Below are 20,622 nucleotides of genomic sequence, written 5' to 3'. Positions count from 1 at the left end.
TGGCTGAAGCAGTTGAGGCGGCTGTGCAAGGTCTATGAGAAAATAGAGAGGAAGAGGGATGACTTCCTGCACAAGCTTTCGAGGTTCTACGTGGATAATTACGATCTCATAGCGGTTGAGGACTTGGAAATAGAAAACATGAAGAGGAATCACAACCTCTCAACACAAATCTCGGACGCCTCGTGGCGGAAGTTCCTTCACTACCTGTCTTACAAGGCTGCGAGCGCCGGTAAGACGATAGTGAAGGTCTCTCCAAGAGGCACGTCCGAAGGTCTATCTTGGGATGACCCGCTGCGAGATTATATATCGGCGAGGAGAATATTGGAAAGAGCGGGGTGGGGCCCACCCTCAGAGCCTGTGGAGAGGAGACCTCTACTCCATGTTCCCGTTTCGGCGGTGCTCATGGGGCAAGTCTCCTCGACGAAGCAGGAACCTATGACCTCACTGGATGTCCCTTCAGTGAGGGAGGAGGTCACAGCTTGCATGCATGTTAGAGCCCGAAAGTTTTCCTCGCAGCCTCGACGCCGGTGCCGACGCTTTCGATGACGCCATGTTTTGCGAGGACTCCTTCTAACGCCTGAATCGCCGTGAGAATGTCCCGTGCTGAGATGTTACCCATCGTGGCGATTCTGAAAATTTTGCCTTTCAGCCGCTCCTGCCCGCCGGCGATGACAATTCCGAGTTTCTTCATGCCGCCCCTGAGCTGGTCGTCCGTAATTCCGTTCGGAATGCGAACTGCGGTGACGGTGTTCGAATATTCGCTGAACTCGTTGAGTCTTGGGAAGAGATCAAGTCGCAAGCTGAGGACTGCTGCCCTGACAGCCTCCGCCATGCTCTTGTGCCTTTTTATCCTGTTCTCCAAGCCCTCTTCCTTTATTATCTCCAAAGCCTCCTTGAGTGCGAAGAAGAGCGGAAGCGTCGGCGTATACGGCGTCTGCCCCTTTTCAAAGCTTCTTTTATATGCCTGTAAATCCATGTAGTAAGGAACTTTTCCCTTGTTTTCCTCAATGACCTCCCAAGCTCGCTCACTGACCGAAACTGCGGAGAGTCCAGGCGGCATGCCGAGGCATTTCTGCGAGCCGACAATGGCGATGTCCACGCCGAGTTTGTCCACCGGAACGTCGGTCCCGCCGATCGAAGTTATGCAATCGAGGATGAAGAGGGCGTCGTATTTCCTTGCGAGCTTTCCGATTTCCCGTGCGGGGTTCAGCATGCCGACTGAAGTTTCGTTATGCACTAGCGTTACCGCCCTTACTTCCTTTTCTTCTTCAAGGGCTCTCTTTACCGCCTCTAAATCGATGGGTAAGCCCCATTCAAATTCCACAGGAACAACAACGCCGTATCTTTCCGCAATCTCCTTGAGACGCTCCCCGAACTTGCCGTTCGCTATGGTTACGACTTTGCTGCCATGTCCGATGCCGAGGACGTTCCCGACTGCCGCTTCCATCGCGCACGTGCCGGAGCCGCTGAGCACGAAAATGTCGTTCCCCGTCTGGAATACATATTTCAGCAGCTCCACGCACTCCCGGTAAAGGGCGGCGAACTCCTCACCACGATGGTTGATGACTGGTTTCGACAACGCCCGCAGGATTCGTGGTGATACCGTCACCGGACCCGGCAGCATCACAAGCTCGTTCTCGGTCCTTGAATACTCCATGGTCTCCCCTTTAACTTCTTACTTACTTTAAGCTCCCAATAAATCTTTAATGGCTTTTATTTCATCCTTCCCAATGATAACAATAAGCACGTCTCCTGCAAGTATCTTGGTATCCGGGCTCGGGTTCGTTAGAAGCGTGCCGCCACGCTTCAACGCAACTACCATCGCCCCCGTCTTCTCTCTTATTTTTGACTCCCTTATTGTGCTGCTCGCAACCTTAGAGCGTTCGGAAACCTCAAACTCCTCAATGACGACGTCCTCGCCGGCGAAAGATAAGTCGATAAAGTCACAGACGCCGGGGTGCAATATTGCCCTCGCCATCCGCACGCCGCACAGCGCCTCAGGCAAAATTACTCGCTCTGCCCCAGCTTTCAATAAATGCTTACGTCCTTCCTCGTCGTCAGCCCTCGAAACTATCCTTATGTTCGGGTTCAAGTCCTTTGCGTTCAGCACGACGAGCAGGTTGTCAGATTCTTCGTGTAACGTCGTTATCAAGCCCTTCGCCCTTTTTACACCCGCCCTCTCCAAAATTTCCTCCTTACGGGCATCTCCTACTATAAAAGGAACGTCTGGCTCATATATCCCTCTGAACGCCTCCTCCCGTTTATCTATTATTACGACCCTCTCGCCCCTCGCCCGAAACTCCTCTACGACCTTCCTGCCTATGCGATCGTAGCCGCACACTATTATATGACCGTGCATCTTCTTTATTTCCCGCTCCCGCATGCCCATTCTCATCATCTCTCTCAGGTGCCCTTCCACCATCATCTCTATGAACGTCGTCAGCGCATAAAGAATTGCGCCGACACCGAACGTCATCAGGAGCAGCGCAAAAATCATGCCCGCTCTCGTCTGCGGCGTAATGTCGCCGTAGCCGACCGTCGTGACCGTCGCCACCGTCCAGTAAGCTGATGTAAGAAAATCAACTTTCTCGATGATATGGAAGCCGACACAACCGACCAACAAGACCAACGACAATATCAAGATAGAAATCTTCACACGCCGCAGCATCCAGCACACCATTTCATCTTATTACCCTTCCCCCGATTCAAACTTTACTTTCAGCAGCAGCATTACAGCAGCGACTCCGAGAATGGAGCATAGCAAGTAAGGATACACCGGGTTCAACTCCGCAGCAAAACCAGAAAGCAACGGTCCTAAGAGCGTGCCCATGCCGATCGCGGTCTCGTAGATGCCCAATGCACTTCCTTTACGCACGGTGCTCGCTGCCAGCGTAATTGCAGAGGGGTAAACAATGCCTATGGCTAAGCCCATGGCTGCCAGGATTGCCAGAAATTGGTAAAGGTTGTTCGTAACTGCCAGCGACGCCATGAGAGCACTACATCCCGTGATGCCTGTGGTTATGAGCAGCTTCTTTTCATACCTCTCCATAATACTGCCTGCTCCTGCGAACGTAAAGGTGCGCACGAGGCTGAAGGTCGCCAGCGAGAGCCCGATTCCGGTCTCGCTCACGAATCGTTTGGCAATCACCGGGAAAAACACGAAGAGCACGCTCACGAAAAAGCCGTAAACGAAGGCGGCAGAGGCATAAATGACGTTCCGGCTCTCGTAAGCGTGGGTTTCCTGCGGAGGGTCAGCGGCGTATCCGTTCCGCTCCGCTCCCTCCACACCTCTTGCAGCCGCAGGCGTGCCCACCCTCGTGAAAAACGTGAGGGCTGCCGCTGAGAACCCCAGAGCGCCGCAGAACACAAACGCCGCCTTAAAGTCAAAATAGTCGAGCAGGACGCATGCGAGAAACGGCGCGGCGGTGTAAGCCGCACTTATTGCGGCGCTGTAAAAGCCCATTGCCCGCCCCCTCCCGTCTGACGCCGTTGGCGCCTCTGCGGCGACAGCCCCTATGACTGGAAACCACGCGCCAAGAAACAAGCCGAGCACGGCTGCCGCCGCAAAAATGGTCATGAAATCGTAAGCCAACAAGAAAAGTATGGAAGTAGTGGCGAGCCCGCCCGTGCCTACGAGCAGCACGCCCTTCCGCCCGACTTTATCGGACAGCCGCCCGAAAGGGAGGCTCGTTGCGGTAAAGAGGAGGGCGGTGACTGCGCCTATTATGCCTATCTGCGAGTAGGAGCATGCGTGTGCCGCCGCATATAACGGAACTACAGGACGTAGCCCCGCAAAGCATGCCGTCCCGAGAAACGTTATTACTATGACCAAGGGCAAGTAGTCGCCTCGCAGTGGGAGCTTATGCCGTCTGTTCATTCCCGCCCGCTCCATAAATGGCATAGGCATTTCTAATCAACTGCTTTTTTCAAAACTTTCTTGCCACGCGCCGACGGTAGAATCTCAAGCTCGCCGCCTTCGAACTTTTTGTGCAACTCATCGCCACCGAAGAGCCAATCCAAAAAGACCGCAAGCGCTGCAACTTCCGAATGTGGTTGATTTCCAACTGCGACGTTCCAGTCCGCAAGCTTGTAAACTTCCGCCGGCACCTTCTCGGCGCCGACCACCACCAGCAGCTTTGAACGTTTTGCCTCCTTCCTTATTTCTTCAATCACTTCAGGAAGGTTTATCCCATACATCGTGAGATGGCAGACCTTTCCGCCTTCAGTTTTCCACTTTCGAACTTCCGCACGCCAATTCTCGCAGATCTCCACGTAAAAGTTCCCGCCCCACCTTTTTGCAACCTCCATCACCCCATTTTTTATCTTAACGTCCTTAGACGCGAGGAGCATGCCGTTCGCTCCAAAAGCACGGGCGACCAAGCCGACGTGCGTCGTCACCCTCTTGTCTCTTTCGGGGCGGTGTCCGAGCCGCAGCACCACAACTTCCATCATCCTAACTTCTTTTCGGATTATTTTATTGCGTCGTGACGGCAAGGCGTGCTGAAACGTCAAGACGGTTAAAGGTGCAAGTTCAAATTATAAACAATGAACGAGGAGGAGGAAGTTTTGCGGGCGATGAAGCGGTGCGGTGTCGGCGTCGTGCTCACGCTGCCGTGCGAGAAGATGCGGCAGCTGTTCGAGCTTGTAGCGATGGACGGTGCGTTTTGTCACATCCCGCTCAGCAGAGAAGAAAACGGCGTCGGCATCGCCGCTGGCGTCTTTCTTGGCGGGCTGAACCCGCTGATGCTGATTCAAAGCACGGGCTTAGGGAACATGATTAACGCTTTGATGTCGTTGTCCGTTACTTACAAGTTGCCGCTGCCCATCATTGCGAGCTGGCGTGGCGTTTACGCTGAGAGGATTCCAGCGCAAGTGCCGCTGGGACGGACTTTGCCTCGCGTTCTCGAAGCTCTCGGCATACCGCACACGGAAATAAACAACGTTGAGGCGCTGAGTCTCATAGAAGGTGCCATAAAAAATGCTTTTGAGGAAGAAACGCCGCACATCATCCTGATTTCGCCGAAGGTCTGGGAATCGGCGGACACTGCGGCAGAGACGGCAGCAGCAACTCGGTCCACGAGCGAGTTAAGAAGATTCTTACAAGAACGCCGTGAAAACGGCGGACGGCGCAGGGCGAAACCCGAGCTGACGAGGTTCGATGCCATAAAGATAATTTCGGAATATTTGAAGAACGAGGCAGTCATTTCGAACATAGGCGTGCCGAGCAAAGAGCTTTTTGCCGCCAGGGACCGCCCGCTGAACTTCTACATGCTGGGAAGCTTGGGGCAGGCGACTCCCATTGGGTTGGGGTTAGCGACTGCTTTCAAGCTGCGAAACGTTCGGCAAAGCGTCTTTGTATTAGAGGGCGACGGCGCCCTACTGATGAGCGGCGCCCTGCCGACCGTTGCGTTCTCTGCAAGGCATAAACTCGTGTCAAAGCTCGTTATTTTTTGCTTAGACAATGGGACGTGGGGGAGCACAGGCGACCAGCCGACGTATGCGCAGTTCCTTGACATGGAGCTGCTGGCGAGAGCCTCTGGCATCGAAAATACGACGAAAGTGCACACCGAAGCGGAGTTGCGAGGTGCGCTTGAAAATTTAGACGGTAAGCTAAGCGACGTGAGCTTCTTACATGTGCTCGTGACACCGGGGAACGCCCGAGTCCCGAACATCCCACTGTCGCCGGTGGAGATTAAAAGGAGGTTCGTTAATGCCTTGCAGTGAGCGTCTTGTCGGGGAGCGGCACGACTTGGCGCTGCGTGGCATGACAGGAACGTGGTTAAATAATCCAAAGCAGGAGTCAGAGAAGAATGCTGAAAGTTGTCTGAATATTCAGACTGCCCGGTGATAACGAGCACCGCTGCTTACGCCCATCCAAATTGTCCTTATGGGCATTCATATGCCCGCGAAACGCTTGCTCACTTCGTTACCCGAATGTTTCGCCCATCGCAAAGTCTAAGAACGTTCGTTAATGGTGGTAAGAGAAAATTTTGCAAAAAAGCGACGCTCAAAGTGGGCGTGGAGTGTTTGTCGATTTAACATGACTAACGCGCCCTGCAAATCCCAACCAGAAACTTAACAAAGCACAGTTATTTGAAAGAGATATGATGATATTTGACGACGTTGGCAGTTACCCGCTGCCTGCGGGCGTGAGTCGCAAGTGGGTAGAAGAATCTCTTGCAAAGAATCCCGACGACGAGCGTCTTCGCAAGGTCGTGGAGGACGCATTCCGTCAGAAAATAAAGGCAGGCGTCGAACTCCCGAACTACCCACAATTCCAAAACATGATTTCGCAGTTTTTGACGCCAATCATGGACAACAGCCGCTGGGAGACGCCGATGTTGATGCGGGAGGGGGAGGCTAAGATTCCGGAGGTAGAGCTGCTGGCAGGTGTCGCCGCCGAGCTCGGCAAGCGGCTTAAACTTAGACTTTGCGTCACAGGACCCATCGAGCTTTACTATCACAAGTTTGGAGCGTCGCTCTACATGGACGTTCTTTTGAACATAGCGGAGTCGCTGAACCGGTTCATAAAATGGGGCGTGGAACGGGCGGCGGCGCTGAACATGGAAGTAAAGGCTGTCAGCCTCGACGAGCCGAGCTTGGGACTTAATCCTAAAATTCGAGAGGAGGGGATTTCCGAAGCGCTCGAAGCGGCTTCGAAGTTCGCCCACAGTCACAAAATAGACGTACAGCTGCATCTGCACTCGCCGCTCTTCTATAAGCATGTTTTAAGCATTGAAGGCGTTTCTGTGATAGGCGTGGAGTCCGCCGCCAACCCTTCTTACTTAGATTTGATAGACCGACGGGACTTGGAGCGACACGACAAATTCCTGAGGGTTGGAGTCGCAAGAACCGACATTCTGAATATGGCGGCGGAATACAACGAGCAGCACGACACAAATGTCTTTAAAGAGCCTGATGGCCTCACGAAAGTCGTTAACCTATATAATTCGCCGGAGGAGGTGAAAGCGAGGTTGAAGAAAGCTCATTCCGTTTTCGGCGATATTATAAAATATGTAGGACCGGATTGCGGTTTGGGAACATTTCCATCGCAAGAAGTTGCGTTTCTGTTGCTGAAAAACACTGCTAAGGGTTTAAAGCTGTTTAGGGATGAGTTATAAGGCGTCGGTGCTATCGTTGGAGCGCCAGCGGTGCATGGGGTAGCTCCACCTTAAGCTGTGTGAGCGAAGTTTCTTAGACAAACTTTTATCTCATCACTCCTAAATGAAAATAGAATGGAGGCGAGGGACAGGAAGGAGGAGAATGCGAGGAAGACGGTGATATTGCGGGTTGCGGAAGCGTATCACAGGGACGCTGGCAGAGGGATAGCGAGAGTGGACCCGGAGATCATGGAAGAACTCGGCTTAATCAGCGGTGACGTCATCGAGATTGAAGGGCGGAGCAAGGCGACGGCAATAGTTTGGCCAGGCTACCCTGACGACAGAGGTAAGGGTATAATCCGGATAGACGGAAACATCCGGAGCAATGCGGGCGTCGGGATTGACGACAGGGTGCGGGTAAGGAAGACCATGGTAAGAGATGCAAAGAAGGTTGTTTTGGAGCCGATGCACCCGATAAAAATCGTCGGTGGCGAGAGGTTTATTGCGAGAGCCTTAGAGGGGCGCCCTCTCACCAAAGGTCAGATGATACGGGTGGAGATGCTCGGCAGCCCTGTGACGTTCACGGTCGCAAACACAATTCCCGCAGGCACGGTTATCGTGAAGCTGGACACGCAAATAATCCTGAGAAGCGCGCCCAGCGTGGGTGAGGGAGTGCCACGTGTCACTTACGAGGATATAGGTGGGCTGAAGAAGGAAATAGCGTTGATAAGGTAGATGGTGGAGCTGCCGCTGCGGCACCCTGAGCTTTTCGAGCGCCTCGGCATAGACCCGCCAAAAGGAGTTCTCCTGCACGGACCGCCCGGCACCGGGAAGACTCTCATCGCAAAGGCGGTGGCGAACGAAACTGACGCCACTTTCATAAGCATTTCCGGTCCGGAAATCATGAGCAAGTTCTACGGCGAGTCCGAACGACAATTAAGAGAAATTTTCGAAAGGGCGAAAAGGGAGGCGCCTTCAATCATTTTCATTGACGAGCTCGACTCGATAGCGCCGAAGCGAGAGGAAGTCACGGGTGAAGTTGAGCGGAGGGTCGTCGCTCAACTCCTCGCCCTCATGGATGGCTTGGAAGCCCGGGGGCAGGTAGTGGTCATCGGCGCAACTAACAGACCGAACGCTCTCGACCCGGCGTTGCGACGTCCCGGCAGGTTCGACAGAGAAATCGAAATCGGCATCCCTGATAGGAATGGGCGTTATGAGATTTTACAGATACACACACGGGGCATGCCGCTCGCCGACGACGTCGACCTCGAAAAGCTGGCTGACATCACGCACGGCTTCGTCGGCGCCGACCTTGCGTCGCTTTGTAAGGAGGCGGCGATGCATGCGCTCCGCAGGATTCTCCCAGAGATCAATCTTGACGAAGAGATCCCGGCTGAGGTGATAGGAAAATTAAAGGTAACAAGGAAGGATTTTGAGGAGGCTCTAAGGAACATAGAGCCTTCTGCTTTGCGTGAGGTTTTTGTAGAGATTCCGAAGGTCAAATGGGAGGACATAGGTGGCTTAGAAAAGGTGAAGCAGGAACTGAAGGAGATTGTGGAGTGGCCGCTCAAGTATCCTGAATTTTTTGAGCGGCTGAAGATGAAGCCGCCTAAGGGTGTTCTCCTATTCGGACCGCCCGGCACCGGGAAGACGCTGCTGGCGAAGGCGGCGGCGAACGAGAGCGAGGCGAATTTCATTTCGGTGAAGGGTCCAGAGTTGCTGTCAAAATGGGTAGGGGAGTCAGAACGTGCTGTCCGTGAGACATTCAGGAAGGCGAAGCAGGCGGCGCCCTGCATCATCTTCTTCGACGAAATCGACGCAATCGCTCCCGTTCGTGGCTCAGGCTTCGACTCGCACGTCACCGAACGTGTAGTTTCGCAAATATTAACCGAAATGGACGGGCTGGAGGAGCTTAGGGATGTTATCATAATAGCAGCGACGAACCGCCCCGATTTGGTAGACCCGGCGTTATTGCGTCCGGGCAGGTTAGACAGACTGATTTACATACCCGCCCCGAACAGGGAAGAGAGGAAGAAAATATTCGAGGTTCATCTCAGGGGGAAGCCTTTAGCCGATGATGTTAATTTGGACGATCTCGCGAGGCGGACTGAAGGTTACGTCGGCGCCGACATCGAGGCAATTTGCAGAGAAGCAGCGATGATGGCACTTCGTGAGCATTTGTCGTCCGTTGTTGCTGATAAATACATAAAAGATTCTACTGAAAATATCATCATAAGAAAGGAGCATTTCGAGCAGGCGTTAAAGCGGGTCAAGCCGACGACGACTCCAAAAACTTTGAAGGAGTTTGCAGGTAAAGCAGAGGACTTTGTGAGATATGCGTATGTTTAGCGTGTTTGGCTGGCGTTGGCAACATTGACGGTCTTGGCAATATTGACGGTCTTTGACCCATTAGCCGGCAACACGGTAGGGATGATATTTAAATATGAGAGAATAAAGGATTGAGGAGGTGTTGAGGATTAGTGTGAGGTGCAAGATAAGCGCTTCTGTCGTAAAGGAGTGCATAGATGCTATTACGGCGGTGGTTGATGAGGGTCGCTTGAAAATATCAGAGGAGGGGCTCAGGCTGCGTGCTGTTGACCCTGCGAACGTTGCGATGGTTTCTTTCGAGATGAGCAGCGACGCTTTTGAGGAGTTTGAGTTCGAGCACGAGAAGGAGTTGGAAGCCGGCATCGACTTCATAAAACTCTCGAGTATTATAGACATGGGTGTCAAGGAACTGGCGGAGTTCGAGCTCGATACCGAGAAGCACAAGCTCTACACGAAGCTCGGCAGCCTTGCATACACAATCTCGCTCCTCGACCCTTCGACGATAAGGAAGGAGCCTAAGGTGCCAGAGCTCGACCTCCCGGTGCAGGTAGTTATCGAGGCGGACGTCTTCAGGCGTGCCATAAGAGCAGCTGAGAGGATAGGCGACCACATATTGCTCGGCGTGGACGGCGACGCCTTCTACATGGAGACCGAAAGCGATACCGACAAAGTTAGATTCGAACTCAGCAAGGAGCAGCTCATTGACATCATTCCAGGGGTCGTGCGCTCGATGTATTCTTTGGAATATCTTTCTGCGATGAGTAAGGGGTTGAGCAAAGCAGACCACGTCACGCTGAGCATCGGTAAGGATTACCCGCTACGCTTGGACTTTGAGCTCGCCGACGGGCATGCGCACGTCAGCTACCTACTGGCGCCGAGAATAGAGGCTGAATGACGTTAAGGGAATACCTCTATCCATTTACCTCAAGAGCTTCAGAGTTTCTCTCGGCGTCTGGGATAACCTTAGAGGATTTAGTCCGTTCTGCAGCGTTCGAGAGCGCACGGCTCAGAGCTAAAGAAAGAATACTACAGGCAATAAAGAAGGGGGAAATAAAGAAGTCCACGGCGCTCGTCGGTGTGCGTGCTGAGAAAGAGCTTTTCTCTTACCTGCTCGCTCAGATTTTCGTCTCCTGTGTGGAGGATACGTTTCTTTTGAGGAGATATGCAACTGCGGAGGCAAAAGCCGCATACAAGCAGCTACTTGTGGATTTTTATTCCGAGGCTGCGCAGGAGCTTATTTATGAACTTTCTGAGGATTTTGGCGTGCGTGTGGCGTTCGACGGCGATGGCAGGACAAGCGTGAAGGTGCACTTCACGGACTACCTGCGGCTGACGAATAGCATTCGAGACGAGAGCTGGAAGCTCGTGAACCGCCCTCTTCATAAAGGCTGGGTAGCGCTTTCGCTGGAGGAGTTTGCAAGGCTCATGCAGGAGGCGGTTAGGGGTCGTATTCTTAAAAAGCTTCCATTGAACGTAAATAAGGAGGTTTGTAAGGCGTTACGTCCGTATTTAGAGGAGATAGCACGAGAGCTTGCGAAAAAGAAGGAGGCGCTGGGCGTTGGCGTTGAGCTGCGGATGGAGATTGATGAAGACTGCTTCCCGCCGTGCATTTCAGAGCTGCTACGGCACGTAAGAAGCGGAATGAGCGTGTCGCACCCTGCAAGGTTCGCAGTAACCTCTTTCCTCTTGAATTTAGGCATCAACGTCGAAAAGGTGGTCGCAACGTTCGTCAATTTGCCGGACTTCGACGAAGAGAAGACGAGGTATCAAGTGGAGCACATCGCCGGCGTCAGAAGCAGCAAGAAATACTCGCCGCCGTCGTGCGCCACGATGCAGACTTACGGGAACTGCTTTAAAAATGCCGATTGCGAAGGCATCTCACACCCACTTGCTTATTACGAGCGGAAATTGAGGGAGAAATACGGGGGCAATAGAACACAAGAGGGGAAAAATAACAGCAATGCTGGCAGCGTAAGGCAGCTTAGACGCACAGCTTCTAAGTCGTCGAAAAGAAGCAGGTGATGCGTTGGCGGCGTGTTGTGGGCAGTCTTTGATTGTGGTGCTCAATTAAACCTTACCCTTTGCTAAGCTCTCGGCAAAATTTGCGTCCCTTTCCGCTTTTATTGCAGTAATTCTTTCACTAACCCAACAGCTTCGCCATGAACGGACCCTCTCTCCGGTAACCAAAACGCACGTAATACTCACGAACGCCGATACCGCTCATCACAACAATTTTTCCGAAGCCCTCGGCAGCAGCAAGCTCCTCTGCGGTCTTAAGCAGCGCCGCTCCGAAGCCCCTATGTTGCCAGCTTGAGCGTTTCCGCACGCTCAGCGGGAGCGCCTCGCCGTAAACATGCAACTCTCGGATTAAGGCGGCGTCTTCGAGTTCTGGACGATGCGGGCGATATGGGAACCTCAACCGCAAAAATGCAACGAGCACGTCGTTCTCAACGTCCTCGTAAGAAATAAAAAGCTCTCTGCCGCCGCATGCCTCGTAGCTCTCGCAGAGAAGCTCGATGTTAGCGTCTTCAGGCGGCTTACCTCGCAGGTAAGAGTGTCCAGCCTCTCGACAACGGATGCATCGGCATGAGATGCCCATTTCCTTGAGTTTTTTGAGTGCGAGTTGCCGCAAATTGCTCTTTTTCACGCCGGCGACGATGAGCTGCGCCGGGATGTCTCGCTGGACTCTCTGAATGCGCACCCACTTTGGGATGATTTTCTTCACGTTTGCGATGAGCTCCACTGCTCGCTCGTCGTCTAACGGCTCGTAGTCGCCTCGCCTCCACATTTCATAAAGTTCAGTGCCTTCGAGCACGAGCGTCGGGTAGATTTTCAAGTAATCGGGCTTGAATCGCTCGTCTTTGAAAATGCGATGGAACATTTTGAGGTCACGTTTGAAATCGGAGCCGGGGAGCCCTGGCATGATGTGGAAGCCAACTTTGAGTGCACTGTCTTTCAGCCTTCGGTTCGCCTCGATGGTGTCTTCGACCGTGTGCCCCCGCCGTATCAGCTCAAGGACGTCGCTTTCGACGTGTTGGACGCCGAGCTCGACCTTTGTGGCGCCGAGCTCCAGCATCAAATCAATCTCACGCTCCCGGGCATAGTCGGGTCTCGTCTCGAAAGTCGTGCCGACGTTCCGCACTTCCACGCCGTGTTCACGGGCGAAGTCCGCCATGGCACGCAGGCATTCGCCTACGAACCACCGCTGGTATTCTTCCGGGCGGGCGGTGAGCGTGCCGCCCATGAGAATCAGCTCGACCTTCGTGACGTCGTGTCCGATTTCGTGGAGCTGGCAGAGACGGTGCCGCACCTGCCTGTATGGGTCATAATCGTTCTGCGCAGCCCTTAGCGCTGCGGGCTCCCTACCGACGTAGCTTTGCGGCGAGTTAAACGGGGAATGGGGACCGCCGGGGCACATCACGCAGCGTCCGTGCGGGCAGGGATGCGGTGACGTCATCACCGCAACCGGCGCAACGCCGGAAATCGTGCGCACCGGCTTTTCTTTTAGGAGTTCTTCCAGCTTTTCCAGATTTGTGAGTTTCAAGTTTCTCGCAACTGCGAGCACGTCGGCGTCCTTCGGCATGCCACGTAGCCCATATTTTCGGCTCACCCGCCTTTTTATCTTGCACACTTCTGCCTTGCTCCTCACAGGCGTTTCTGCGAGCACCAACGCTATCTCAACGCAAGCCTCGTGGCTTCGAGCTTCTGGGGACAATCCGACGACTTCGGCAGGTGGACTCATTTTTGTGTTCAAGGACGCACCTATGCTCACTATGCGTAGTTTTATTTAGTCTATGTTTTCTAAAACTTAACGTGGTCGGGCAAGTAGTTGTAACGTCGCCGAGCAGGCTGCATTTCACGCTCATAGACTTGAACGGCGCCCTTGGAAGAGTGGACGGTGGTGTGGGCGTTGCGTTAAACGAGCCACACATGCGAGTGCTCGTGGAGGTCTCGGAGCGTTGGGACGCAGAGGGGGACGCATTTCTCGTCTTAGAGCGTATAAAAAGCTGTATTTCTCTGAGAAACAAATACAGAGTGCGAGTTTTGCGGGCGTTGCCAAGGCATGTCGGTTTAGGCTCGATGACGCAACTCTCCCTCTGCATTGCGAGAGGTGTGACGCTGCTCGAATTTTTAGACAGCGGTAGGAGTTATACCATTAGAGAACTCGCAGAAATCGTGAGGCGGGGCGGCACTTCTGGCATTGGAGTTGCGGCGTTCGAGCGTGGCGGCTTCATCCTCGACTGCGGGCACGCTTTCTGTTCCAACACCTCAGAAGCAAAAAGGAAGCGTGCGAAGACGAGCTTCTTGCCGTCAGCGGCATCAAACGCTCCGCCCCCTCCTGTGTTGTTTCAGAAGCCTCTGCCTGAGGACTGGTATTTCGTCGTCGTCGTTCCAAACGTGCGGCGGGGCGCCCACGGCGGTGAGGAGGTCGAAATTTTCAAAAAATACTGCCCGATAGATGGTAGGGAAGTGGAAAAGCTATGTAGAATAATCCTGATGAAGCTGTTGCCAGCGGTCGTTGAGAAGGATGCAGAGGCGTTCGGGGAAGCATTAAAGACCATACAGGGCGTCGGTTTCAAGAAAATAGAGGTTGAACTCCAACACGATATCATAAAAGAGCTTTTCTCGTTCTTTGAGGAGCGAGCGCTGGGTTACGGGATGTCATCCTTCGGTCCGACAACTTATGCGCTCGTGTGCGGCGAGAAGAGAGCGCAAAAGCTCTCTGGAGAAGTAAATGACTTTCTTGCGGAAAAGGGTGTTTCTTTTTTTGTGACGTATTCCAACGTAAATAACAACGGACACGTAGCTACTTTTACAGAGAGCAATAAAAAATAAGTAAATGATGTTATTTAGTTAGCTCCTTCGTCTTCTTGTCAGAGCGAATGTCGTAAGGATTGCTAAGCCTGCAAACGCAGCTTCGAAGCCCGGCGTCGGCGTTGGCGTCTCTACGGGCGGTGTCTCTACGGGCGGCGTCTCTACGGGCGGCGTCTCTACGGGCGGCGTCTCTACGGGCGGCGTCTCTACGGGCGGTGTCTCTACGGGCGGCGTCGGCGTTTGCGCTGGTGCGGGGGTTGTAGGCGCTGGCGTTGGGGTCTTCTTTGACCCTGGTAGATACCTCTTAGCAGTTACGGTAACAGAGGCGCTACCTGTGACGCCGTTGGCGGTTGCGGTGACGGTAGTTGAGCCTTTGGCGATTGCCGTGAAGAGCACAGCGGTCCCAGCGGTCGTATTGAGGGTGCCGACCGCGGGGTTGCTGACACTCCACGTAAACGTCACGCCGGGCATTGGGTTTCCATACTGGTCGTATGCAGTTGCCGTGAACACTTGCGTGTTCCCAACCTTTAAGGATGCAGTCGCCGGGTTTACCACGACGGACGTCACAACTAATGGCACGAATATTGTGAAGGGAGCGTCGCTGACGTCAGAAGCGCTGTTCCCGGCGTTGTCGTAGGCAGTCACCCGGACGTAGCAATTGTTACTTGTTGCCGGTATGCTCGGCACCGTCCACGTATACATGCCTGTAAGGCCGGTCATCGTCACGCCGGTAGCCACGACGTCCCACGTGACGCCGCCGTCTGTCGAATACTCGATGTCCACATAAGCTATGCCGGAAGCGTCCGTAGCACCCCAACCTATCGTCTGCACGCTTCCCGCCGTCCAGTTTTCGCCGCCATTCGGCGAAAGCACGCTCACCGTCGGCGGCACTGCTTCAAGTAGGCTGAAATCTATGGTTACGTCGTTTGGCGGTAGCGTCCCGGTGAGCGTTGCCGTCACACTACTATCTTGGTAGTTAGTGGCACTTGCGGTGATTACCGCATTCATAGTCCATGGAGAATACCCCACTATCTGGATACCATAAGTGCCGTCGGCGGCTGTGGTGGTGCTGTTCACGACATTCCCGGTTGCGGCGTCAATCACTTCGACGGTCGCTCCTGCAATCGGCACTCCCTTCAGCGCATCCGTCACATTGCCTACCACGATACATGTGTATGGAATTTGCGCGGAAACCGTTGCAATACCTGCGAGGAAAGCCACGAGGATTACTGCCGTGATAGCAATTTTGCTCATCAAATCACCTCCATCCTAAAATTACTCAGCACATATATAACTTTTCTTTCGGTTTTCGCAAAGTGCTAACGCCTTTTACGCCTTGTTAAGCAAAAAATAGGGGAAAAGGGTAACCCCTTACATCCACGTGAGCGTGGCGCTTTCGGTCATGCGGATGAGGTAGCCTTTTCCGGGCGTTAATTCTGTGAAGTCGTCGAAGTAAGGCGGATAGTACGTCTGCGAGCCGTTTATCGGGTCATATGTCCACAGCATGTCATACTTGCCCGCTATCGAGCTCAACGCCACGTCAATGCTGTAATCATCCAAGGACAACGGCACTGCTATCGCGTTCCAGCCCGAATACAAGCTCACATTGAGAGTTATTGAGGGTATCACGGTTATCGTTCTCGTCTCACTGACGTTCCAGTTTCCGAGCGTGTCGTTCGCCCAGACGTAGAACGTGTAGGTGCCTTCTGACAAGTTCGTTATTATGTAGAGGTAAATGCCCGCTGCATAATGAAGCATCGTGTAATTCTCACCGTTCCAGTTCAGCAGGACCACATCTACGCCGTTCACGTCAGTAACGTTTACCGACACCATCACCCAAGTGCTATAAACGACGCTGCCGTTCTCAGGCGTTGGCGGCGTCAGGAACTCCACAACTGGACCCCATACGTCCTCTACGAACTCAAAAGTGCCGTCGGACTCATCCTCAGCGCCGAGCCCCCAGGCGTCTGTGGCATTTGCTCTTATAAGATACGTGTCCGCAGCGCTCAAGCCAGAGGTATCCCAAAAGGCGCTCCAAGTGCCGTTTGTGGCATCGCCCTCTACGAGCGTTCCGGCACCTATCTCCGTCCAGTTCACACCGTCAACGGACCAGAAGAAGGTCACGCCCTCGACGCCGACGTCGTCAGTAGCTCTGGCTGATACCTCTACGGTCTCGCCGACAACAAAGCTTTCGCCGCCGTTCGGATAAAGAACCTCAACCGTCGGGTAGCAGACGCTGTTCACCTCGCACGGCGTGCCGCCTTCCACAAGGCTCTCAAGCCACTCGCCTGCGCCGTTAAGCTCCGCTGTGTAATTCTCACTCGCAACATTTGGGTAGGTAACGTTGTCAATTTCGTTTCCTGCGGCATCCTTGAGAACGATGGTGTCACCATCGTTGTTTAGCCATGCGCTAGTGACGCCGAGGTCGATAACCAAATACGTCGTTCCATATCCAGCTATGAACGCCGTCGCGTTGTTTGCAAGTATGACGTAGCCTCTTGCGGGGACCTCCCCGGCGTCTATCGTCTTCCCATCAACACTCCAGCCCGTTATGTCTATATCGATGTCGTTCGGGTTATAGAGTTCAAGCCACTCGTTATCCTTCTCCGGTGCCACAGCATCGTACATTATTTCATTTATCCTCGGCCTCCAGAGCACGTTCGTCGTCAGCGTAACCTCATCGCTCGCTCCTGGGTCTTCGACGCACGTGGCAGTGACTTTCACGTTGTATGTTCCGGCGGCGGCGTCGGTGACGTTCAGCAGAACAGTTGCGTTCTCGCCGGCATTTAGGGTCACGCTCGTGACGTTTAAGGCTGCTACTGCTGCTCCATTAATGTTTTCGAGCGTTAAACCGAACGTAGCGTTTGTGCTCCCAAGATTCGAGACCGTCAGGACGTATGTTGCATTTATCCCTGTGAACGTGCTCTTCTCATAAGCGTCCGCAGCCAGTTTGACGAAGTATTCGGAAACATACGCCTCTATACTGCTCGGCTCACTCTCCTGTGGCGGCTTCAGCCACTCGTCATCCCACGCCGTGACGTTTATCAGCAGCGTCTCCGGCGGCGTCAGCCCCGCTACGACGAAATACGTCTCTGTGGTGTTGTCGAGAAGTGTTCCATTCTTGTAAACGCTGTATTTAACGACGTCAGCCGCCGTGCTTTCCTCCCACGTGACGTTAATAGCAGTAAGATTCAAACGCTCGTAGCTTAGGCCCTCGACGGCGGGCGGCGCCGGATCTACGGTGAGGTCAAAGTCATAATGCGGTAGGGAGTCAAAAGTCGCAGTCTCGTTGGCTTCCTCCCAAGTCCCCATGTATAGCACCTTGAATTTTATGGGCTTGCCGACGTCGCTGCTGTTGTCCGTGCTGATTATCAACTCATACTCGCCAGTCTCAGAAACTGTAGTAACGTTGCCTGTAACGCTTCCGACGGCGCCGACGACCTCTGCAACTACGACGGTGTCTGCGGGCGCAGCAGCCTTATCAACGACTACGCTCCCCGAAAACGCCGTCGGCTGCGGCGGCGGCGTCTGGCTCACGACGACGCTCATAACCGCTGCCGTAACCAGCATTAGCACGACCAGCCCAGTTAATGCAGAACGCACTTTCATACGCATCATCTCCGCTTTTTAAGCAGAAAAAACTATTATATATAAGTTGCGAGATGACACGAAGTAGTTGTGAAACGCTGAAGTTAGAAGGCAAAATGCTCATACAATAGCAGCAACAAAGCGAGACGCCCGTCAGTGTGGCGTGTTAAGGACCTACGAATCCAAATTCCGTCTGGCAAATCACACACTTCAGCCCGCTTTCCTCCAAAATCCCTTTAACCTTCAGCATTTCCTCGTAGTTTGGCTTTTTTATGTCTCGCCTCCTGAACTCAGGACGGTAGTCAAGCACGCAGACTTGGACGCTTGGCTCCCAGCCCGCTAACTTTTCGCCCATCCTGTAGATTTCTTCGAGAGAGATTATCGCCGGATTGTAAGGAATGCCCACGCCCACAAATATCTTGTCAAAATACTCGTCGAGTAGGTATTTCACGGCACGCCACCCGGTTTCCTTTAGCTTCCTCGCAATCTCCTTGTCCTTCATCCCCGTAATTTTCATGAAAGTATCCAAGCGCAGCCCCTTCACGTCAGGACCTACGTCAGTCATCCCTGCCTCGTAAAGCTCGTCTATGTAGTCTTCGGTTAAAATTACGGCGTTCGTGTCCACGTGCAGCCTCGCTTTCTCATCTTTGTTAAGCTTTTTCAGCGCTTTAAGGAATGAAACGAGCCAGCGGCGGTTGAGCGTGGACTCACCGCCGGAAATCGTAAGCCTATCCACACGGTAGCGGCGGCGCTCGTAAGTGAGGAGCTTCGCAGCCTGCAACGGCGTCAGCGGCTCGTCAACCGAGGAGTAAACCGCTGTCCAGTTCTGGCACGTCGGGCATCTTAGAATGCAGCCGTGCGCAAAGCACGCCACCTCGATGGCTTTCAAAAAAGTTTTTGGTTTTAAGTGGTAAGGCGTGCCAACGCCGCCGGCGGCGTGCCCTTGAAAGCTCGAGACGATGCGTAAAGGTAACTGCCTTTCAATCTCAGAGCGCTCAGCCACGATTTCCATCCCCTCCTGCACTGGCGTTATGCAACTCTGCCTCAGTTCGCCATCGATGATCACAGCGCACGAGAAGCAGCCGCCCGTCCCGCAAGGCGCAAATATCGTTTTTTCGTCGCCCCACGCTGGGAAACTTGAGATCCTGTAGCCTGCCATTTCCAAAGCTTTAAGCACGGTTATTCTCTCAGGCACGCTGTATTCCTCACCGTCTATTTTCACAGTAACCTCACGCACGTTTTTTAGCTCGTCCGCAGAAAGCTCAACCAGCCGCCGAGCCTCGTAGGGGCATGCAGCAACGCACGCACCACAACCGACGCAAAACTCCCGTCCTCTTCGTTCCGTCAAGATTTCCAAGAATTCACATTTTACAAAGAGTCTGCAGAAGTCGCAGCCCATGCATTCATGAGCCTCGGCCTTAAACAGTTTCATCAGTTTATTTTAGACATACGCCGCTTTTTATCTTACCCCTATGCGGACTTTGAAAAAAGCGTTACTTTAAAATTTTAGCGCATCTAAAAAGAACACAAGGTTCATGCAGCGTGCAAGCGTGGGCGGATTGTTGGGAGTGCGCGTGGATAGGGTGCAAGAGGCATGAGAACCGAGCTTGTGAGGCTTTGCTACCAGTGTGGGGTGTGCGTCGCAGCGTGTCCGGTGCGAAAGGTGAAAAATTTATCACCGCGCAGCATCATTTACGGCGTACTGACTGCGAGCCCCGGCGAAAAGCTGGAGCGGTGCGGTGCCTGGGACTGTTTGCTTTGTAACGAGTGTCTTGAAGCCTGCCCACAGAGCGTTGACTTTCCGAGCTTCGTGCTGAGTCTCAGGGAAGATGCCGGCGTGCGGAAGGAAGTGCTGGCGCACAGGGGAATATTCACCGAAATTGCGGAACTGATGGCTCTGCTTGACAACGGCATCGCAATGAGCTTCGCCGGCGAGACTTCGAACTTCGGCGAGGGCGAATACGGCTATTTCCCGGGTTGTTTAGACTTTTTTGACCTCTTCATGGATGTGGATGCCAACTTCCACGAAATCGGCGACGCCAGCATAAAGCTGCTGAACGCCGCTGGCATAAAGCCACAACTCCTGAGCTTGAAGTGCTGCGGGCACGATGTTTTATACCAAGGCAACAAAGAGCTTTTCGAGACTCTTAAGGCATTCAACGCGCAAAAAATAAAAGAAAGCGGGGTGAAAAAGCTCGTGGTGAGCTGCGCGGAGTGCCTTCACACCTTTAAGAAGTATTACGAGCTTGACGTCGAGGTTTTGCACATTTCAGAAGTTCTCAGCGACGCTTTAAAAAGCGGCGCTCTTGAACTTCGAAGCGCCGGCAGAATAGTAACGTATCATGACCCCTGCTCGCTGGGCAGGCACCTTGGCATCTACGATGCCCCTCGTGAGGTATTGCGGATGTGCGGCGTGAAGCTCGTGGAAATGGAGCACTCCAGAGAGCGGGCGCAGTGTTGCGGTGTAAGTGGGATGATGAGCTGCAATGATTTCGCAAAGGCGTTGCGGTTGCTGCGGCTTGAAGAGGCGGAAGCGACTGGCGCCGAAGTTCTTGTGACGACGTGCCCGAAGTGCGTGGCGCACCTCAACTGCTTGCGGCGGGAAATGCCTGAAAAAATTGAGACGCTTGACCTTACAGTCTTTCTTGGAAGGTTGCTGGACAGCGGCGAGCAGGTTTATCAAGACAGCGGCGAGCAGGTTTATCAAGACAGCGGCGAGCAGGTTTATCAAGACAGCGGCGAGCAGGTTTATCAAGACAGCGGCGAGCAGGTTTATCAAGACAGCGGCGAG

General features: G+C 53.5%; 15 protein-coding genes and 1 pseudogene. 8 read left to right on the top strand and 8 right to left on the bottom strand.

Features of this window, described 5'->3' with window-relative positions:
• A partial coding sequence (locus tag ACXJJA_RS03905; protein ID WP_456486921.1) for an RNA-guided endonuclease InsQ/TnpB family protein occupies positions 1-546 on the top strand: 546 nt, incomplete at its 5' end.
• On the opposite strand, the gene ACXJJA_RS03900 is transcribed toward ACXJJA_RS03905, so the two are convergent.
• Genes ACXJJA_RS03900 through ACXJJA_RS03885 form a run of 4 tightly spaced genes read right to left on the bottom strand, consistent with a single transcriptional unit; the run spans position 491 to position 4,452 of the window.
• Positions 491-1,657: a pyridoxal-phosphate-dependent aminotransferase family protein gene (locus ACXJJA_RS03900; protein ID WP_456486920.1), complete on the bottom strand. Its 1,167-nt coding sequence runs from the start codon at positions 1,655-1,657 to the stop codon at positions 491-493. The two genes, ACXJJA_RS03905 and ACXJJA_RS03900, sit on opposite strands and share 56 nt — an antisense overlap.
• Positions 1,658-1,684: 27 nt before the next feature.
• Positions 1,685-2,680 carry a potassium channel family protein gene (locus ACXJJA_RS03895; RefSeq protein ID WP_456486919.1) on the bottom strand — a complete coding sequence of 332 codons (996 nt, stop codon included), beginning with the start codon at positions 2,678-2,680 and terminating at the stop codon, positions 1,685-1,687.
• Positions 2,681-2,689: 9 nt separating this feature from the next.
• The gene (locus ACXJJA_RS03890) at positions 2,690-3,901 is read right to left on the bottom strand and encodes an MFS transporter (protein ID WP_456486918.1); all 1,212 of its coding nucleotides are present in this window, start codon (positions 3,899-3,901) and stop codon (positions 2,690-2,692) included.
• A gap of 8 nt (positions 3,902-3,909) precedes the next feature.
• Positions 3,910-4,452 (bottom strand): tRNA (cytidine(56)-2'-O)-methyltransferase, encoded by a 543-nt coding sequence (locus tag ACXJJA_RS03885; RefSeq protein WP_456486917.1) that lies wholly within the window; start codon positions 4,450-4,452, stop codon positions 3,910-3,912.
• 93 nt (positions 4,453-4,545) lie between these two features.
• On the opposite strand from ACXJJA_RS03885, the gene comD reads away from it, so the two are divergent.
• The 5 genes and pseudogenes from comD (at position 4,546) to ACXJJA_RS03860 (ending at position 11,450) form a co-directional block, all read left to right on the top strand.
• A complete protein-coding gene (gene comD, locus ACXJJA_RS03880; protein WP_456486916.1) occupies positions 4,546-5,724 on the top strand; it encodes a sulfopyruvate decarboxylase subunit alpha in 1,179 nt (392 codons plus the stop codon).
• A gap of 380 nt (positions 5,725-6,104) precedes the next feature.
• A complete protein-coding gene (locus tag ACXJJA_RS03875) occupies positions 6,105-7,121 on the top strand; it encodes a methionine synthase (RefSeq protein ID WP_456486915.1) in 1,017 nt (338 codons plus the stop codon).
• A gap of 114 nt (positions 7,122-7,235) precedes the next feature.
• A pseudogene (locus ACXJJA_RS03870) lies at positions 7,236-9,449 on the top strand (CDC48 family AAA ATPase).
• A gap of 121 nt (positions 9,450-9,570) precedes the next feature.
• Positions 9,571-10,323 carry a DNA polymerase sliding clamp gene (locus ACXJJA_RS03865; protein WP_456486914.1) on the top strand — a complete coding sequence of 251 codons (753 nt, stop codon included), beginning with the start codon at positions 9,571-9,573 and terminating at the stop codon, positions 10,321-10,323.
• The gene (locus tag ACXJJA_RS03860; protein WP_456486913.1) at positions 10,320-11,450 is read left to right on the top strand and encodes a DNA primase regulatory subunit PriL; all 1,131 of its coding nucleotides are present in this window, start codon (positions 10,320-10,322) and stop codon (positions 11,448-11,450) included. Before ACXJJA_RS03865 ends, ACXJJA_RS03860 begins: the two co-directional genes overlap by 4 nt.
• A gap of 118 nt (positions 11,451-11,568) precedes the next feature.
• On the opposite strand, the gene ACXJJA_RS03855 is transcribed toward ACXJJA_RS03860, so the two are convergent.
• Positions 11,569-13,182: a tRNA uridine(34) 5-carboxymethylaminomethyl modification radical SAM/GNAT enzyme Elp3 gene (locus tag ACXJJA_RS03855; RefSeq protein WP_456486912.1), complete on the bottom strand. Its 1,614-nt coding sequence runs from the start codon at positions 13,180-13,182 to the stop codon at positions 11,569-11,571.
• A 59-nt stretch (positions 13,183-13,241) separates the two neighbouring features.
• On the opposite strand from ACXJJA_RS03855, the gene ACXJJA_RS03850 reads away from it, so the two are divergent.
• Positions 13,242-14,264 (top strand): beta-ribofuranosylaminobenzene 5'-phosphate synthase family protein, encoded by a 1,023-nt coding sequence (locus tag ACXJJA_RS03850; RefSeq protein ID WP_456486911.1) that lies wholly within the window; start codon positions 13,242-13,244, stop codon positions 14,262-14,264.
• 18 nt (positions 14,265-14,282) lie between these two features.
• On the opposite strand, the gene ACXJJA_RS03845 is transcribed toward ACXJJA_RS03850, so the two are convergent.
• The 3 genes from ACXJJA_RS03845 to ACXJJA_RS03835 form a co-directional block, all read right to left on the bottom strand.
• Positions 14,283-15,497: an Ig-like domain-containing protein gene (locus ACXJJA_RS03845; RefSeq protein WP_456486910.1), complete on the bottom strand. Its 1,215-nt coding sequence runs from the start codon at positions 15,495-15,497 to the stop codon at positions 14,283-14,285.
• Between the two features lie 117 nt (positions 15,498-15,614).
• Entirely contained in the window at positions 15,615-17,861 is a 2,247-nt protein-coding gene (locus ACXJJA_RS03840) for a lamin tail domain-containing protein (protein ID WP_456486909.1), read from the bottom strand.
• Positions 17,862-17,997: 136 nt separating this feature from the next.
• Positions 17,998-19,263 (bottom strand): 2Fe-2S iron-sulfur cluster-binding protein, encoded by a 1,266-nt coding sequence (locus ACXJJA_RS03835; RefSeq protein WP_456486908.1) that lies wholly within the window; start codon positions 19,261-19,263, stop codon positions 17,998-18,000.
• A 162-nt stretch (positions 19,264-19,425) separates the two neighbouring features.
• On the opposite strand from ACXJJA_RS03835, the gene ACXJJA_RS03830 reads away from it, so the two are divergent.
• Positions 19,426-20,622 (top strand): (Fe-S)-binding protein (locus ACXJJA_RS03830; protein WP_456486907.1); only part of this gene is annotated, 1,197 nt, incomplete at its 3' end.

The sequence above is a fragment of the Candidatus Alkanophaga liquidiphilum genome (genome assembly GCF_053996935.1).
The sequence above is the reverse complement of the archived record's forward strand: the minus strand, read 5'-3'. Positions and strand labels throughout refer to the sequence as shown.

What these genes read in the sequence shown, in the direction of transcription:
- ACXJJA_RS03840 (WP_456486909.1), bottom strand. Translation starts at nt 17,861, where the DNA reads ATGATGCGTATGAAAGTGCGTTCTGCATTAACTGGGCTGGTCGTGCTA.
- ACXJJA_RS03885 (WP_456486917.1), bottom strand. Translation starts at nt 4,452, where the DNA reads ATGATGGAAGTTGTGGTGCTGCGGCTCGGACACCGCCCCGAAAGAGAC.
- ACXJJA_RS03890 (WP_456486918.1), bottom strand. Translation starts at nt 3,901, where the DNA reads ATGCCATTTATGGAGCGGGCGGGAATGAACAGACGGCATAAGCTCCCA.
- ACXJJA_RS03895 (WP_456486919.1), bottom strand. Translation starts at nt 2,680, where the DNA reads ATGGTGTGCTGGATGCTGCGGCGTGTGAAGATTTCTATCTTGATATTG.
- ACXJJA_RS03860 (WP_456486913.1), top strand. Translation starts at nt 10,320, where the DNA reads ATGACGTTAAGGGAATACCTCTATCCATTTACCTCAAGAGCTTCAGAG.
- ACXJJA_RS03835 (WP_456486908.1), bottom strand. Translation starts at nt 19,263, where the DNA reads ATGAAACTGTTTAAGGCCGAGGCTCATGAATGCATGGGCTGCGACTTC.
- ACXJJA_RS03845 (WP_456486910.1), bottom strand. Translation starts at nt 15,497, where the DNA reads ATGAGCAAAATTGCTATCACGGCAGTAATCCTCGTGGCTTTCCTCGCA.
- comD (WP_456486916.1), top strand. Translation starts at nt 4,546, where the DNA reads ATGAACGAGGAGGAGGAAGTTTTGCGGGCGATGAAGCGGTGCGGTGTC.
- ACXJJA_RS03875 (WP_456486915.1), top strand. Translation starts at nt 6,105, where the DNA reads ATGATGATATTTGACGACGTTGGCAGTTACCCGCTGCCTGCGGGCGTG.
- ACXJJA_RS03900 (WP_456486920.1), bottom strand. Translation starts at nt 1,657, where the DNA reads ATGGAGTATTCAAGGACCGAGAACGAGCTTGTGATGCTGCCGGGTCCG.